The sequence below is a fragment of the Anaerotignum propionicum DSM 1682 genome (assembly GCF_001561955.1).
Lineage (GTDB): Bacteria > Bacillota > Clostridia > Lachnospirales > Anaerotignaceae > Chakrabartyella > Chakrabartyella propionicum.
In genome coordinates, this window is sequence record NZ_CP014223.1 from 1,069,967 (window position 1) to 1,084,315 (window position 14,349).

The window sequence follows — 14,349 nt, forward strand, 5'->3', positions numbered from 1 at the left end:
TTGGGATGCAGAAAAAATCCAAAGAATAGGAGGGAACTGTAACCCTAAGGGGGTTATGGGTAAAAATATATGAGCGTTGAATTAGTAATGCCCAAGGCTGGGTTAACAATGATTGAAGGCACAATTTCCGCTTGGAAAGTTGAAGAGGGTGCAATGGTTAAAAAAGGTGATGTGGTTATGGAGTTTGAAAACGAAAAAACCACAATGGAATGCGAAGCAAACGAAGATGGTATTTTGCATATTGTTGCAAATGCAGGGGATGTGGTAAAGGTTGGCATGGCAGTTGCATTGATTGCGGCAAGCAAAGAAGAATACGATAGCATGAAAAATGGTGGAAATTCATCTGAGGCAGTTATTTCTCAGGCTCCTGAGGTTGTAAATGTTGATGCGGCAGAGGTAGTAATGCCGAAAGCCGGCTTAACCATGATTGAAGGCGTTGTTGGAGAATGGAAAATTGCTGAAGGAGAAACGGTTAAAAAAGGACAGGCAATCTTCGATTTTGAAAACGAAAAAACCACAATGGAATGTGAAGCAACCGCTGATGGCATTTTGCATAGAGTTGCAAAAACAGGGGAGACCGTGAAGGTGGGTCATACTGTGGCTTTTATTGCTTCTACAAAAGAGGCATATGATGCTTTGGTAAATGGAACTGCACCTGCAAGTCAGGCAATGTGTGCCAATGAGTGTGAAGTGTGCCATAAATCCGTTGCGTTATCTATGGCTGATACATTACCCCAAGGTGGAAATGCTGTAGCCAAAGATGGACATATCAGAGCAACAGGCTTGGCAAGAAACATTGCCAAGAGTACAGGTTTGAATTTGGCTTTGGTTGGCGGCACAGGCCCCAATGGAAGAATTATTGCAAAAGATGTATATTCATATCTGGAAGCGGCTAAGGCTGCACCTATTTCTGCACCTGAAGTTAAGGCAGTACAGCCAACGGGAGAGGTTGTAAAAATAACCTTAAGCGGACGCAGAAAATCCATTGCAAAAAATATGAGAAAGTGCTTTGAAACTATGGCACCCTTGACTGTATTTGCGGAAATTGATGTAACAGATTTATTGGCGATGCGCCAAAAATATGTGGAAAAAGCAGACGTTTTGGGCTGCAAGATTTCTGTAAATGATATGTTGATGCTGGCAACAGTAAAAATGTTGAAAAAACACCCTATGCTGAACTCCACCTTCGATGGTGAGACAATAAGTTCCTATCCTTATGTAAATTTGGGTATGGCGGTAGGCCTTGCCGAAGGCTTGGTAGTTCCTGTACTAAAGAATGCGGATCAGTATTCCTTGCTGGAAATGAGTAAGGCTCTGCGTGATCTTGCATTAAGAGCAAAAGATGACACACTGGTAGGGGGAGAACAATCGGGAGCAACCTTTACGGTTACTAACGTTGGTATGTTCCATATTGACTTTGGCACTCCTGTTATTTCTCCTCCGCAGGTGGGAATTTTAGGCTTTGGTACAGCAAAGAAAAAATTTGTTGAGTATAAAGGGGAGTTCTGTCCCAGAACCATGATGCATATGATGCTGACCTTTGACCACAGAGTTTTTGATGGTAGAGAAGCGGGGGAAGTTTTGGGAGACATGAAAGAGCTTTTGGAAAATCCTGAATTAATTTTTGTATAAAATAAAGGAGGAAACGGTGTGACTCTATTTCTAACAATAGAGTCACCCGATTAATCATTATGGCGAAAAATATAAGTTTAATCGTAATTGGCGGCGGTCCCGGTGGTTATGTTGCGGCAATTCGTGGTGCACAATTGGGTGCTGATGTAACGTTGGTTGAGAAAAACAGATTGGGCGGAACTTGCTTAAATGTTGGGTGCATCCCCACGAAGGCGTTGTTGCATGCCGCAGAGATCATGGAAGAAATGAATCATGCCGCTGAATATGGCATTAAAGTAAAGCCAGAAGGCTATGATTGGAAGCAGGTCTTAGCGAAAAAAGGTGCTGTTGTCAATCAGTTGGTTGGCGGCGTAACAGGCTTATTAAAGGCAAATAAAGTGAAGATCATTGAAGGAGAGGCTTCTTTTACAGGTGCAAAAACCCTTTCTATAAAAAAGAAAGATGGAAAAACAGAAACTTTAACTGGAGATAAAATCATCATTGCCGCAGGCTCAATTCCTGCCATCCCACCTATTCCAGGTGTTGAGGGGAACCCTGCTTGTATTGATTCCACGGCGGCCCTTTCCTTAGAGAATCCACCGGAAAGCCTTTTGGTAATCGGCGGTGGTGTAATCGGCATGGAATTGGCAACCGCTTACAATGCTTTTGGAACAAAGGTTACGATTGTTGAGGCATTACCCAAGCTATTGCCAATGATGGATGGTGAATTGACTGCGACACTCCGTGGTTTGATGGAGAAAAAAGGCATTGAAATTTTGACGGATGCAAAGGTTCTTTCCGTTGGAAAATCCGGTGATAAAGCAGAGGTTCAGGTTGATTTAAAAGGCACCGAAAAGGACTTTTTGGCAGAAAAGGTTCTGGTTGCCGTTGGCAGAAGGACGGATACCGCAGCTTTGCAATTGGATAAAGCAGGTATTCGCCATGATAGGGGCAAAATTCAGGTAAATGAATTTATGGAAACCAGCGTGAAGGATGTGTATGCCATTGGCGATTGCCTTGGGCAGATTATGCTTGCCCATATTGCTTCTGCCCAAGGGGAGATTGCGGCGGAAAATGCTTTGGGTCATAAGGCAGGTTTTGATAGTAAAACCAATCCTTCTTGTGTATACACTGTGCCTGAATTTGCAGGCGTTGGACTTACAGAAGAAAGCGCAAAGGAAAAGGGCATCGACTACGGTGTTGGGAATTTCCCTTTGTTTGCAAATGGAAAGGCCTTGATCGCAAACGGAGGCGTAGGTGCAATTAAAATTTTATATGGCAAGAAATTTAACGAGATTTTAGGAATTCATATCCTGGGGCCAAGAGCAACGGATATGATTGGTGAAGGAGCTTTGGCCATAGGCTTAGAGGCAACATTAGAAGAGGTTATCAATACCATTCATGCCCATCCTACGGTAACGGAGGCAGTGCGTGAAGCGGCGTTGGCGGCAGAAAAAAGAGCAATTCATATTCCCAATAAATGAAATGGTTGAAAAGGAGTAATCAATATTTCAAGCTTGTGTTCTTTTAATGGCAACAATAAACATTGAATGTTGATTAATTCGGCCAAGTAATTGGCTGTAAAGGCTGATTTATATTTGGATTTACGACGAATATACTGATTTTTAGCCTTAGGTGGAGTTTTGGGAGTATCTGTTAAGGTCTTGAGAAAATTTGATCAGACTGACTCCAAAATAGGAATGCGGGAAACGAAAAAGGGACTGCCTTTTGCAGTCTCTTTTTTCTGTATGCAAATAATTGACGATTGAAGGATTAACCGTTTTATCTGATAATTACAAGTGGGATAGTAAAAATGTAATTTAATTCTTGCATTTCTAATGATTTTGCATATTATATTAGGTTTTTCATGAAAATATATGTGAAAAGAATAGATAAACATTAAGAAAAAGTGCCAGAAAATTATAATTAATTATAAAAAATATATGATTGAAAATTATTTTTTGTATGAATTGTACATTGAATTTTTTGTGTCGGAACAATAATTATAAAATATATGCTCATCTGTAAAAATAATGTCTCTTTATTGGGAAATACCCACAAATTGGCAAAAAAAGTCGTTTTTGTCCTCAATTGAATTGAATAATGAATTCAATTGTGATAGTTTAGGAGTATACCTTTTTATAAGTGTTTTAGTTTACATACAAAATTTCCAGAACATGCAAATATTAGGCGTACTTTGATAAGTTTATAAATTTATAATATCTACAATTATAAAAAGATAGGGCTTGTATAATATTTTCTTTTTACATAGCAAGAACATAAATAAATGAACATTATTTTGAGCAAATGCTCAAAATTTACAGCTTTGCTGTTTCTGTTTATACGAAAATTACATCTGTATAGGAGTATTTTAGATGAAGGAGGGAGAATAAGAATTTTTTAGAATAACTTTAAAGTTTTCATTTTTAAGCAGTAAATTTTCTCCTAGTTTTCGTTAAGCAGTTTGTATTGGTGTAGGGATATGTACCTCTAAAGACCTACAAAAATAAAGATACTTCCGATAAAATAATTTTATGGTATCCCACGAGACGAACCAAATTTGGCGTATAATTCGGTACCGTTCGTAAGGCAGGAAATCAGAAAAGACAGAAAAACAAAGAAAGAGGTAATGATATGAAATTTTTTACAAAAAGTATTGCAAGAAAAATGATTATTACAACACTTATTCCTTCACTGATTTTATTTTTGATTCTTATTTTTGCTGTTTCTTCGCGGTTAAAAAGTAGTATTAGTGAACAGACAAATCAGGTTGTAAAAGAAAGTTCCATTAGCGCATCATGGCAGGTTAGTCAGTATCTTTCATCATATCAGTCCATTGCGAAAACAGCTTCCAACAATACGTTGTTTAAGAATTTCATGCTGGAGGCGAAAGAAGGAACAAAGATGTCTGATTTACCCGATTACCCTGCAGTATTAAACGAATTAAAGAAAATTGCTGGTGTTGATTCAATGAATATTCTTTCGGTCTGGTTGGGAGACCTTGATACCAGCCAATGTATCGGCTCCGATAATTATGTGTCTGATGAAACTTGGGTGATTACACAGCGTCCATGGTTTATTAAAATGATGCAAAAGAAGGGGTTATCATTATCCGATCCTTATTTAGATTCAAGTACAGGTGAATTGGTGGTATCCGTTACAATTCCAGTTTATGATAATGGTGAAATGGTTGGTGCCGTTGGCATTGACATTTTGCTTTCTCAGCTAAAATCCATATTAAGCAGCTTGCGATTGGGCGATCATGGTTACTATTGTTTTATAACAGAAAACAATGTAATTTTATATCATCCAAATCCAGAGCTTGTAATGAAATCTGTTGATGAGCTTAATGCTGATGATATTCAGAAAAATTTTATGAAAACCGTTTCTACCAATGTTGTGGAATATCAGTATAATGGTGAAGAACTAATCGGCTTTAATTCTTCAGTTGGCAATACCGGTTGGAAGGTAGTTTCTGCTATTTCAAAAGAAGAGGTAGATAGGCCTTATGTTCAGATGAAGGCGCTAATGTATTCCATTTTAAGTATTGTATTGTTGGTTCTCTGTGCAGTTATTTATATTTCCTCAAAACGAATTGTATTGCCTTTACGTAAACTGGCGGCAGCCTCGAATAAAATAGCAGCTGGTGATCTTGATATTGAGCTGGATGTAAAGAGTAGTGATGAAACAGCAATACTTACAGAGTCCTTTGATAAAACAGTGGTACGTTTAAAAGGCTATATTGCTTACATAAATGAAATTGCCGAATTACTGAATCAAATAGGAAATGGAAACTTCAAGCTTGAGTTTAAACAAGACTATGATGGCGAGTTTGCGGCAATTAAAGAGGCTTTAATCTCAACAACGGAAATGATGAGTGAGACCTTATCTCAAATCAATTTGGCGGCACAGCAGGTTGCTTCTGGTTCAGATCAAGTTTCCAGCGGAGCCCAAGCCCTTTCTCAAGGTGCCACTGAGCAGGCAAGCTCTATTGAAGAACTTTCTGCAACCATTAATGATATCTCTACACAGATAATGAAAACAGCTGATAATGCCACAAAAGCAAAGGATATAGCGTTGAAATCTTCCAATGCAACTTTGCGTGGTCAGGAGCAAATGAAGCAAATGGTGGAAGCTATGGATGAAATCAGTCGTGCTTCCAATGAAATTGGAAAAATTATTAAAAATATTGATGACATTGCATTCCAAACAAATATACTGGCACTAAATGCTGCTGTTGAAGCAGCCAGAGCAGGCAATGCAGGTCGAGGATTTGCAGTCGTTGCCGATGAAGTAAGAAATCTTGCAAGCAAGTCTGCGGAAAGCGCAAAAAACACTTCTGCGCTGATTGAAAATGCATTGCGTGCAATTGAAAAAGGAACAAAAATCGTTGACGTAACGGCAAATTCACTACAGGAAATTGTGCAAGGCGCTGAGCAATCCGCGGAGATTATTCAGTATATTTCCGACGCAAGCAACGAGCAGGCGAATTCCATAAATCAAGTCAATCTTGGCGTTGAGCAAATTTCCGCAGTTGTACAGACCAATAGTGCAACAGCAGAGGAAGAGGCGGCCGCTAGTGAGGAATTGTCGGCACAGGCACAGTTGTTAAATGAGCTGTTATCCAAATTCTTGCTGGAATCAACAGAATCTAGGTCTGATCACTTTTCAGATGTAATGAACACAGAGAACTTTGAAGATTTAGATTTCATAGAAGAAGATGCGGATGAAGATGAGATTGATGAAAGCAAAGACAGTGATGAAAGCAAAGACATTGATGATGACGAATATAAATATTAATGAAGTATTTTGCTCATTTTCTTAACATGTACTAATGAGTAATTAAAGTAGTTTTTAAATTTACCTCCGAGCCTTTAATCCTAAAGCCTTCGGAGGTTTTTTATGGATGAAAGAGACAGAACAAAAAATAATTATTGAAAAAACTAATGTAAGCACTTAAAAGAAGAAATAGGATATATGTATATAAAGAAGTAAATATACTTTGCTGAGAAGTATGAAGGATGTTCTTTTTTCATTATTGATGTTGATTTAATGAGCACAAGCGTTACCTATAATTAAATAATTATGTTCCGTTAGTGTGTGTAATACGAAAATCTAAATATGATTTTGTTGACAAGCAAATGAATGAAAGTATTACGAGAGATTAGGGGGGGGATTGAGAGAAACTTGATGCGTTCAGTTATATCGGATTTATTCACTGAAGTCTCAATAGTGGCAATTAGGCTAATGTATTTAGGTATTAAACTAAAATTTTTGAAACCCACAAATCATTTTTGGGATTATGCTTTTTCAGAAAAACAACGAAAAAACTATTGACTTTTACAGACTGCATGCTATAATTACAGTATCTAAAATGAAACCGATGATTAAGAGGAGTAGCCTTTTTATCCGCTTTAAGAGAGTTGCAGGTGGTGAAATTGCAGCAGTGGGATGCTAGGTGAATGGACTTATGAGGGCGGGCGAAAGCTTCGGCAAGTAGTACCCGACGGGAACCGTACCCGTTATCCAGATGGGCTGTATTTTTGTACAGTGAGCGAGTGGACGAATTATCGTCAATTTGGGTGGTATCGCAGGATTTTCTAAGTCTTGTCCCATGTATTATGGGATAGGACTTTTTTTATTAGGAAAATTCCTCGCCTTAAGGGTTACATAGTTTAGATTAGACGAGATTAGATTGAAATTAGACATGAAGAGGGAGTGTATGAGTATGAAAAAATTTTTAGCATTTACAATGGCAACGATAATGAGTTTGGTGGCACTTTCTGGTTGCGGAAGCAGTAGTCCTCAACCCGGTAAAGATAGTGCAAGTGGAAATGTCCCTGTCATTGGTATTTCTCAGTATGGTCAGCATGCATCATTAGATAACTGTAGAGAGGGATTTTTGCAAGGTCTTGAGGAGAGTGGTTTGGTAGAAGGCAAAGATTTTACTGTCGACTATCAGAATGCCGGCTTTGATGATAACATTACAACACAAATTGCGCAGAATTTTTCGGCAAATAATGTGGCTTTGATGTGTGCAATTGCAACACCTTCAGCAACTGCCTGTTTTGCAGCAGCAGAGGATAAAAATATTCCTGTTATATTTACAGCAATTACAGACCCTGTAAAGGCGAAATTAGATAAAGGTAACATTACCGGAACAAGCGATAAACTTCCTATTGAGGCACAGCTTGAACTGATTCGTACACTACAACCTGATGCAAAAACAATTGGCATTCTTTATACAACAAGCGAGCCAAACTCCGTATCTGCAATTGCAGAGTATCAGGAAAAAGGCCCTTCCTATGGATTTACTATTGAAACCATTGGTGTTACTCAGCAGGCAGAGGTTTTACAGGCCGCTGACAATATGATTGCCAAGGGTGTGGATTGTATTTCAAATTTGACAGATAATAATGTGGTAGGTGTATTGCCTTCTATTTTAGAAAAAACAAACGAAGCAGGTATTCCTGTTTATGGTAGCGAAATTGAGCAGGTAAAGATTGGTTGTGTAGCTTCCGCCGGAATTGATTATGTTTTGTTAGGAAAACAGACGGGTGCAATGGCAGCAAAAATTTTAAAAGGTGAAGCCAAAGCTGAGGAATTGCCTTATGAAACAATCACAAGCTTCGACACTTATATTAACTCTAAGGCTTTGGCAGATATGGGTATGAAAATCCCCGCTGACATTGCAGAAAAGGCAATTGAAGCTGCAAATTAACCCGTAACTTTGATGGGTCAAGGTGATAGAAAGAGGTTTATAAAATGGTTTTTGTTGATTTGTTGATTAGTACACTGACACAGGGATTTATTTATGCATTGTTATCCTATGGTGTTTTTATTACCTATAAAATATTGGATTTTCCTGACTTAACTGTGGATGGCAGCTTCCCTTTGGGAGCGGCTATCACAGGAGTGCTCTTGATTCATGGAGTGAATCCTTTTTTGGTACTTTTAATCTCTGCGGCTATTGGAGCGCTAGCAGGTTTTATAACAGGATATATCCACGTTAGATTGGGTGTTAGAGATTTGCTTGCGGGGATTATAACAATGACAGCCTTATTCTCCATTAATTTGCAAATTGCCGGTTCAAATCTTGCAGTTGGTCGGGATATTGACACGATTTTCAATGCAGCTCCTATTATGGCAATGCTAGGTTCAATGCCCTTAATGATGCGAAAATTTATTGTTTCTTTGATTTTAGCTCTAGTTGTAAAGCTTCTTTTGGATTTATATCTAAAGACAAAGAGCGGATTGCTTTTGCGGGCAGTGGGAGATAACAGTACTTTGGTTACGACTTTGGCAAAGGATAAAGGCACAACAAAAATTTTAGGACTTGTAATAGCAAATGCACTGGTCGCCCTTTGTGGTAGTGTAGTTTGTCAAGAACAAAGATCATTTTCCAGCACAATGGGAACGGGGCAGGTTGTATTCGGCTTGGCGACCGTTATTATTGGTACCACTTTGTTCCGTCGTTTTGGTTTTGTGAAGGGAACAACAGCAGTTCTGACAGGTAGTATTTTTTACAAAATTTGCATTCAGGTTGCTATAAGCTTGGGGCTTCCTGCAAACCTTTTAAAATTGGCTATGGCTGTGCTGTTCTTAGTTATTCTGGTTTTGGGCGACAGAAAGAAAGGCGGTGCAGAACATGCTTGAGTTGAAAAATATCACAAAAATTTATAACCCGGGTCAAGTTACAGAAATGTGCTTATTTGATAAGTTTAACCTTACTGTGGGTGATGGGCAGTTTGTTTCTATTGTGGGTAGTAATGGCAGTGGAAAAACCTCTATGCTGAATATTATTTGTGGCAGTATCCCCATTGAGGGTGGGGAAGTACTGGTTGGTGGAAAAGATATTGCAAAGATGAAGGATTTTCAGCGCTATCGCTCCATTGGCCGTGTGTATCAGAACCCATCTATGGGCACTTGCCCGAACTTAACCATGCTGGAGAATATGTCTTTGGCGGATAATAAAGGGAAAACATTTGGACTGTCTTTTGGAATCAATAAAGCAAGAGAGAATTTTTATAAAGAACAGCTCTCTATTTTAGGCCTTGGTTTGGAGAATAAAATGGATGTGAAGGTTGGAGCGCTCTCCGGTGGACAACGACAAGCCGCCGCTCTGATTATGTCAACATTAACCCCCATAGAGTTTTTAATTTTGGATGAGCATACAGCTGCATTAGATCCAAAAACGGCAGAAATCATTATGGATTTAACGGCGAAGGTAGTGAAAGAAAAAAATTTGACTGCTATGATGGTTACTCATAACTTAAGATACGCCGTTGAGTATGGAAATCGCCTGGTTATGATGGATAAGGGCGGTATGGTTATGGATTTGATGGAGGAAGAAAAGAGTAAGTTAAAAGTGCAGGACATTTTGGATGTATTTACTTCAATCAGTATTGAGTGCGGCAATTAAGCCGTACTTTTCTTTTGATGAAAGAGCTGAATTGCTAATAAAAAAAGCAATTTCTTAAACTTAAATTTATGTTGGGGGGCAATAAGACTTTTGAGGACAAAATTCTTAAATCAGAAATTGCGGTAATTATTCCTCACTTTTTCTGCCTTATCAGATTTAATCTCTAAAAAATAGAGAATAGATCATAAGTATAAAAAAATGACAACCACTTTTCATGGTTGTCAAAATGAATATAAGCTTACAAAGCAAATCCTTGGAACTATAAAAGCCAAGTAAATCATTATTTCTTAAAAAATCCCTATAAGTGACTTTTTCGCTTTCCCGCCTCTTTTTCAAGATATTCCTGCGCCATACTATCCAAGGTTGTATTATCCACCACCTCATCCAGGGCATCCTTCATTCGTCTCCACAAAGAAAGGGAAACACAGTTATCTGAATTTGGGCAGGTAGGAGAATCAACGCAAGCCACAGGAGAAAGGGAGCCCTCTAAAACTTGTAAAATCTCGCCTACTGAAATGTCTTTGGGGCTTCTTGAAAGGGTATATCCCCCTTGTGCACCTCGAAAGCTTTTTACCAAATCCGCCTTCGTCAGGGGATTGATGATTTGTTCCAAATATTTTTCAGAAATTTCTTGTTCCTTTGCAATGTTTTTTAAAGAAAGTGTTCCTTTTTCGTAATTAATTGCCAAAGAGAGCATTAAACGAATTCCGTAACGCCCTTTGGTTGAAATTTTCATGAATACACCTCTATTCTTCTTCCCAACCTTTGCAGATATCAACCCAGTTCACACATTTTCCGTACTGAAATAATTCATCACAGGTAAATTCAATGGCGGAGTTACTGCTGCCGGCGGCGGGAAAAACTGTTTCAAAACGTTTCATTGAGATATCTGCATAGGCCTTAGTCCCTTCAGGCAGAGCAAAAGGGCAAACGCCACCTACAGCATGTCCAGTGGCTTCTAAGGTTTCTTCGGGTGATAACATTTTGGCCTTTAATCCGAAGCTATCCTTAAATTTTCTATTATCAATTTTGGCATCGCCTGCAACAGCAACGACGATAGGGCCATCTTTTGACATTAAACATAGTGTTTTAGATATACGCGCGGGGATTACTCCAGCTGCCTGCGCCGCCAAATCAACGGTGGCACTGGAAGTTTCAAATACCAAAATTTCTTTAGGGCAGTTCAGTTCTTGTAAGTATGCCCGAACTTTTTCAATTGACATGATAGGTCCAGCTCCTTTTTAAGGAAATTATAAATTTTTACATTTTTTAAATCATAGCAGAAAAAAGGGGATTGTGCAAGGCAACAGAAGGAATAAAGCCCTTGTTGATAAATAAAATGCAGTAAATCAGTCTAAATTGAATAAAATACTTGAAAAGTTTTCTCTAGAGTAAAGTATATAGTTTTTCAGTGCAACCATCAAATATATTGGTTTTCGTAGAACAAATTTTTAAAAAAAGAATACCATTTAACTTTATTTCGGAAATAAAGTTTTTTAACAAAGAGAGCGCTGGTTTAAACTGAAGTAATATGGGCAGAAATTGGATTAGTAAAGAGTGAAATTACTTAGACATGTTTCTTTAATGCCAATGGCGTATGATATAATTTTCCAAAGGTAAAAATAGTCTAATTGAAATATTTCTTTTTCTAAAGTTTTGAAAAGAAGTCACTGGTTTTCTCCCTTGCCTTGACGAGTTATAAGCAAAATGCTATACTCAAAATCGAGTTATTCCTATTAGTTACTGAGGAGAAAACTGTAACGAAACGAGGAGAAAATATGATACGTAATATTTTAGAATATTTAGAAGCAACAGCCACAAAATTTCCTGAAAAAATAGCCTTTACGGGTAAAGAGGAAGCCCTTACCTTTCAGGAACTTTTGATTCTAAGCAAAAGAATCGGAACTTTTCTATTAAGATATGGAAAAAGGAATGCACCGGTGGCGGTTATGATGGAAAAAACACCAAAATCAGTAGCGGCCTTTTTAGGCTGTGTTTTCAGTGGGAATTTTTATACCCCTATAGATTCCACAATGCCTAAGGAACGTATTTTATCTATTTTTCAAACATTACAGCCCCAGGTGCTTTTGATTGATGAAAAAAGCAAAAAGGCTGCAGAGTATTTAGAATATGCAGGCGAAACAGTGGTGTTTGAAGAAATAGCTACTACAGAGGTGGCGGAAGAAGCATTGGCTAAGATTCGAAAATCTGCCATAGATGCTGATCCCCTTTATGCTTTGTTTACCTCCGGCTCAACAGGGGTACCCAAAGGCGTTATTATTACCCATCATTCCGTTATCAACCTGACAGAATGGTATACGGAGACCTTTGATATTACCGAGAAAGAAACCATTGGAAATCAAGCACCCTTTTATTTTGATTCTTCTGTAAAAGATATTTATGCTGTTTTAAAAACAGGGGCGACTATGGAAATCATTCCGAAGCAGCTATTTTCTTTTCCCATAAAGCTGATGGAGTATTTGGAGGAAAAGAAAATAAATTATGTGGATTGGGTACCCTCTGCTTTTTGCATAGTGGCAAATACGGGAACGTTGGAAAAAATTGCGCCTCAGTGCTTGAAAAAAATTGCTTTTTGCGGTGAAATTATGCCTACAAAGCAGTATAATATGTGGAGGAAAAAATATCCCCAAGCAGTATTTGCCAATATCTATGGTCCTACGGAGGCAACGGTGGATTGTACCTATTATATTGTTGATAGAGAATTTGCCGATGACGAACCTTTGCCCATAGGATATCCTTGCAGAAATACAGATATCTTTATTCTAAACGGAGACCGTTTGGCTAAGGAAGGGGAAACAGGAGAGCTTTGTATCCGTGGCAGATGTCTTGCGCCAGGGTATTATAACAACCCCGAAAAAACCGAGGAGGCATTTATCCAAAATCCCCTAAACCTTCACTACCCGGAAAAAATATATAAAACCGGGGATATAGCAAAGTATAATGAATATGGCGAGATTATTTTTTTGGCAAGAAAAGACCATCAAATAAAGCATATGGGTCACCGCATCGAGTTGGGCGAGATTGAAGCGGCAGTAAATTCCATTGATTTAGTGAAAAACGGTGCCTGCATATATGATAGTGAAACCCAAAAAATCATATTATTTTATTGCGGTAGTGAGGCAACACAAAGCTATATTTTAAAAAAGCTAAAGGATAAGGTGCCTAAGTATATGTTTCCCAATGTGATGCTCCAGTTAGAGGAGATGCCACATACTTTAAACGGAAAAATAGACAGGCTGCGCCTAAAGGAGTATTATGATAGAAAAAATGATTGATGGCTGGGCTTTTTGGCAGGAAATTGCCAAGAGACTTTCAAAGGGACAGAGAACAAACTTCTTCTTTTCTGAGGAAGAGGTGCTTCTGTTGGTGCAACAAGAAAAATTCAGTCGTTTTGATTTTGCTGACAGTGCTTATTTTTTTCTAAAAGAAGATCAATTTTACCGCCTTTTTTATTTTTTAGATAAGGAAAATAGTCCTGAGGTATTGCCTGCTTTTGCTGAACCGATTATACTGGAAGAAGTGCTTTTGGCAAATAAGGAACGGCTTCCCTCTCAGGATGATTGGGAAAAAGTGGGTTTTCAGGCATATTTAGAACGTAAACGGATGTATATCATGTCCAAAAACGTTATAATGGAAGAAAGGAAGATAACCTTTGCTAGGGAAAATTTGCTGGAGGATATTTTTCAGCTGATGCTTGAAAGTTTTGAGCCTTTTTCCTCTGCATTGCCCACAAAGGAGGCACTCCTTGCAGATATTTTAAATCAGAGAGTATTGGTTTCATTGCAAAACCAAAAGCTACTGGGTTTTTTGCATTTTGGAGAGATGAAGCAGGGGAGTATGCTCTGGCATATTGCGGTGAAGCCCGAAGCAAGGGGCTTGGGGGTTGGAGAAGGGCTTGTGCGGGACTGGTTATTTGTGCAGAAAGATATTGCCAAGAAGTTTTTCCTATGGGTAAGAACGGACAACCTTTCCGCTTTACGAATGTATGATAAGTTCGGGTTTTTGCCTGATGGCAGGTTAGCACCCGTAATGATAAAAACCACATAAGAGAGGATAATGCAGAGATGGAAACACTTTTGAAAATTTTAGCTGAATTAAGACCGGACGTTGATTTTGAGGGAAATAAGGAATTGGTGGACAGCGGTGAGTTGGATTCCTTTGACATCGTTTCTTTGGTTGGTGAATTATGTGAAGCTTATGAAATTGAGATAGGCGCTGAGGACATTGTTCCTGAAAATTTCAATTCTGTTGAAGCAATTATGGCTTTGGTGGAAAGATTGCAGGAAGATTGATTT

Annotated in this window: 11 protein-coding genes and 1 other annotated feature; of the genes, 9 read left to right on the forward strand and 2 right to left on the reverse strand. The window is 38.5% G+C overall.

What is annotated here, in order from left to right; translation table 11 throughout:
- Nucleotides 1–69: 69 nt before the first annotated feature.
- The 6 genes from CPRO_RS05095 (at nt 70) to CPRO_RS05120 (ending at nt 10,033) form a co-directional block, all read left to right on the forward strand.
- Nucleotides 70–1,632: a 2-oxo acid dehydrogenase subunit E2 gene (locus CPRO_RS05095; RefSeq protein ID WP_066048626.1), complete on the forward strand. Its 1,563-nt coding sequence runs from the start codon at nt 70–72 to the stop codon at nt 1,630–1,632.
- Between the two features lie 59 nt (nt 1,633–1,691).
- Nucleotides 1,692–3,095: a dihydrolipoyl dehydrogenase gene (gene lpdA / locus CPRO_RS05100; RefSeq protein ID WP_330383870.1), complete on the forward strand. Its 1,404-nt coding sequence runs from the start codon at nt 1,692–1,694 to the stop codon at nt 3,093–3,095.
- A gap of 1,150 nt (nt 3,096–4,245) precedes the next feature.
- On the forward strand, nt 4,246–6,411 hold the full coding sequence (locus CPRO_RS05105; protein ID WP_066048629.1) for a methyl-accepting chemotaxis protein: 2,166 nt from the start codon (nt 4,246–4,248) through the stop codon (nt 6,409–6,411).
- A 574-nt stretch (nt 6,412–6,985) separates the two neighbouring features.
- Nucleotides 6,986–7,229, forward strand: a binding site (T-box leader).
- 110 nt (nt 7,230–7,339) lie between these two features.
- Nucleotides 7,340–8,332, forward strand: coding sequence for an ABC transporter substrate-binding protein (locus CPRO_RS05110; RefSeq protein ID WP_066053725.1), 993 nt, complete (start codon nt 7,340–7,342; stop codon nt 8,330–8,332).
- 44 nt (nt 8,333–8,376) lie between these two features.
- Nucleotides 8,377–9,267: an ABC transporter permease gene (locus tag CPRO_RS05115; RefSeq protein WP_066048632.1), complete on the forward strand. Its 891-nt coding sequence runs from the start codon at nt 8,377–8,379 to the stop codon at nt 9,265–9,267.
- On the forward strand, nt 9,260–10,033 hold the full coding sequence (locus CPRO_RS05120; protein ID WP_066048634.1) for an ABC transporter ATP-binding protein: 774 nt from the start codon (nt 9,260–9,262) through the stop codon (nt 10,031–10,033). The genes CPRO_RS05115 and CPRO_RS05120 overlap by 8 nt, the downstream gene beginning before the upstream one ends.
- Nucleotides 10,034–10,331: 298 nt before the next feature.
- Here CPRO_RS05120 and CPRO_RS05125 read toward each other — a convergent pair whose 3' ends face one another.
- Both CPRO_RS05125 and CPRO_RS05130 read right to left on the reverse strand, forming a co-directional pair.
- The gene (locus CPRO_RS05125) at nt 10,332–10,769 is read right to left on the reverse strand and encodes an RrF2 family transcriptional regulator (protein WP_066048636.1); all 438 of its coding nucleotides are present in this window, start codon (nt 10,767–10,769) and stop codon (nt 10,332–10,334) included.
- A 10-nt stretch (nt 10,770–10,779) separates the two neighbouring features.
- The gene (locus tag CPRO_RS05130) at nt 10,780–11,256 is read right to left on the reverse strand and encodes a YbaK/EbsC family protein (RefSeq protein WP_066048638.1); all 477 of its coding nucleotides are present in this window, start codon (nt 11,254–11,256) and stop codon (nt 10,780–10,782) included.
- A gap of 555 nt (nt 11,257–11,811) precedes the next feature.
- Here CPRO_RS05130 and CPRO_RS05135 point away from each other — a divergent pair.
- Genes CPRO_RS05135 through CPRO_RS05145 form a run of 3 tightly spaced genes read left to right on the forward strand, consistent with a single transcriptional unit; the run spans nt 11,812 to nt 14,346 of the window.
- Nucleotides 11,812–13,329 carry an amino acid adenylation domain-containing protein gene (locus tag CPRO_RS05135; RefSeq protein WP_066048640.1) on the forward strand — a complete coding sequence of 506 codons (1,518 nt, stop codon included), beginning with the start codon at nt 11,812–11,814 and terminating at the stop codon, nt 13,327–13,329.
- Nucleotides 13,310–14,101 (forward strand): GNAT family N-acetyltransferase, encoded by a 792-nt coding sequence (locus CPRO_RS05140; protein ID WP_066048643.1) that lies wholly within the window; start codon nt 13,310–13,312, stop codon nt 14,099–14,101. Before CPRO_RS05135 ends, CPRO_RS05140 begins: the two co-directional genes overlap by 20 nt.
- 17 nt (nt 14,102–14,118) lie before the next feature.
- On the forward strand, nt 14,119–14,346 hold the full coding sequence (locus CPRO_RS05145) for an acyl carrier protein (RefSeq protein WP_066048648.1): 228 nt from the start codon (nt 14,119–14,121) through the stop codon (nt 14,344–14,346).
- Nucleotides 14,347–14,349: the final 3 nt, after the last annotated feature.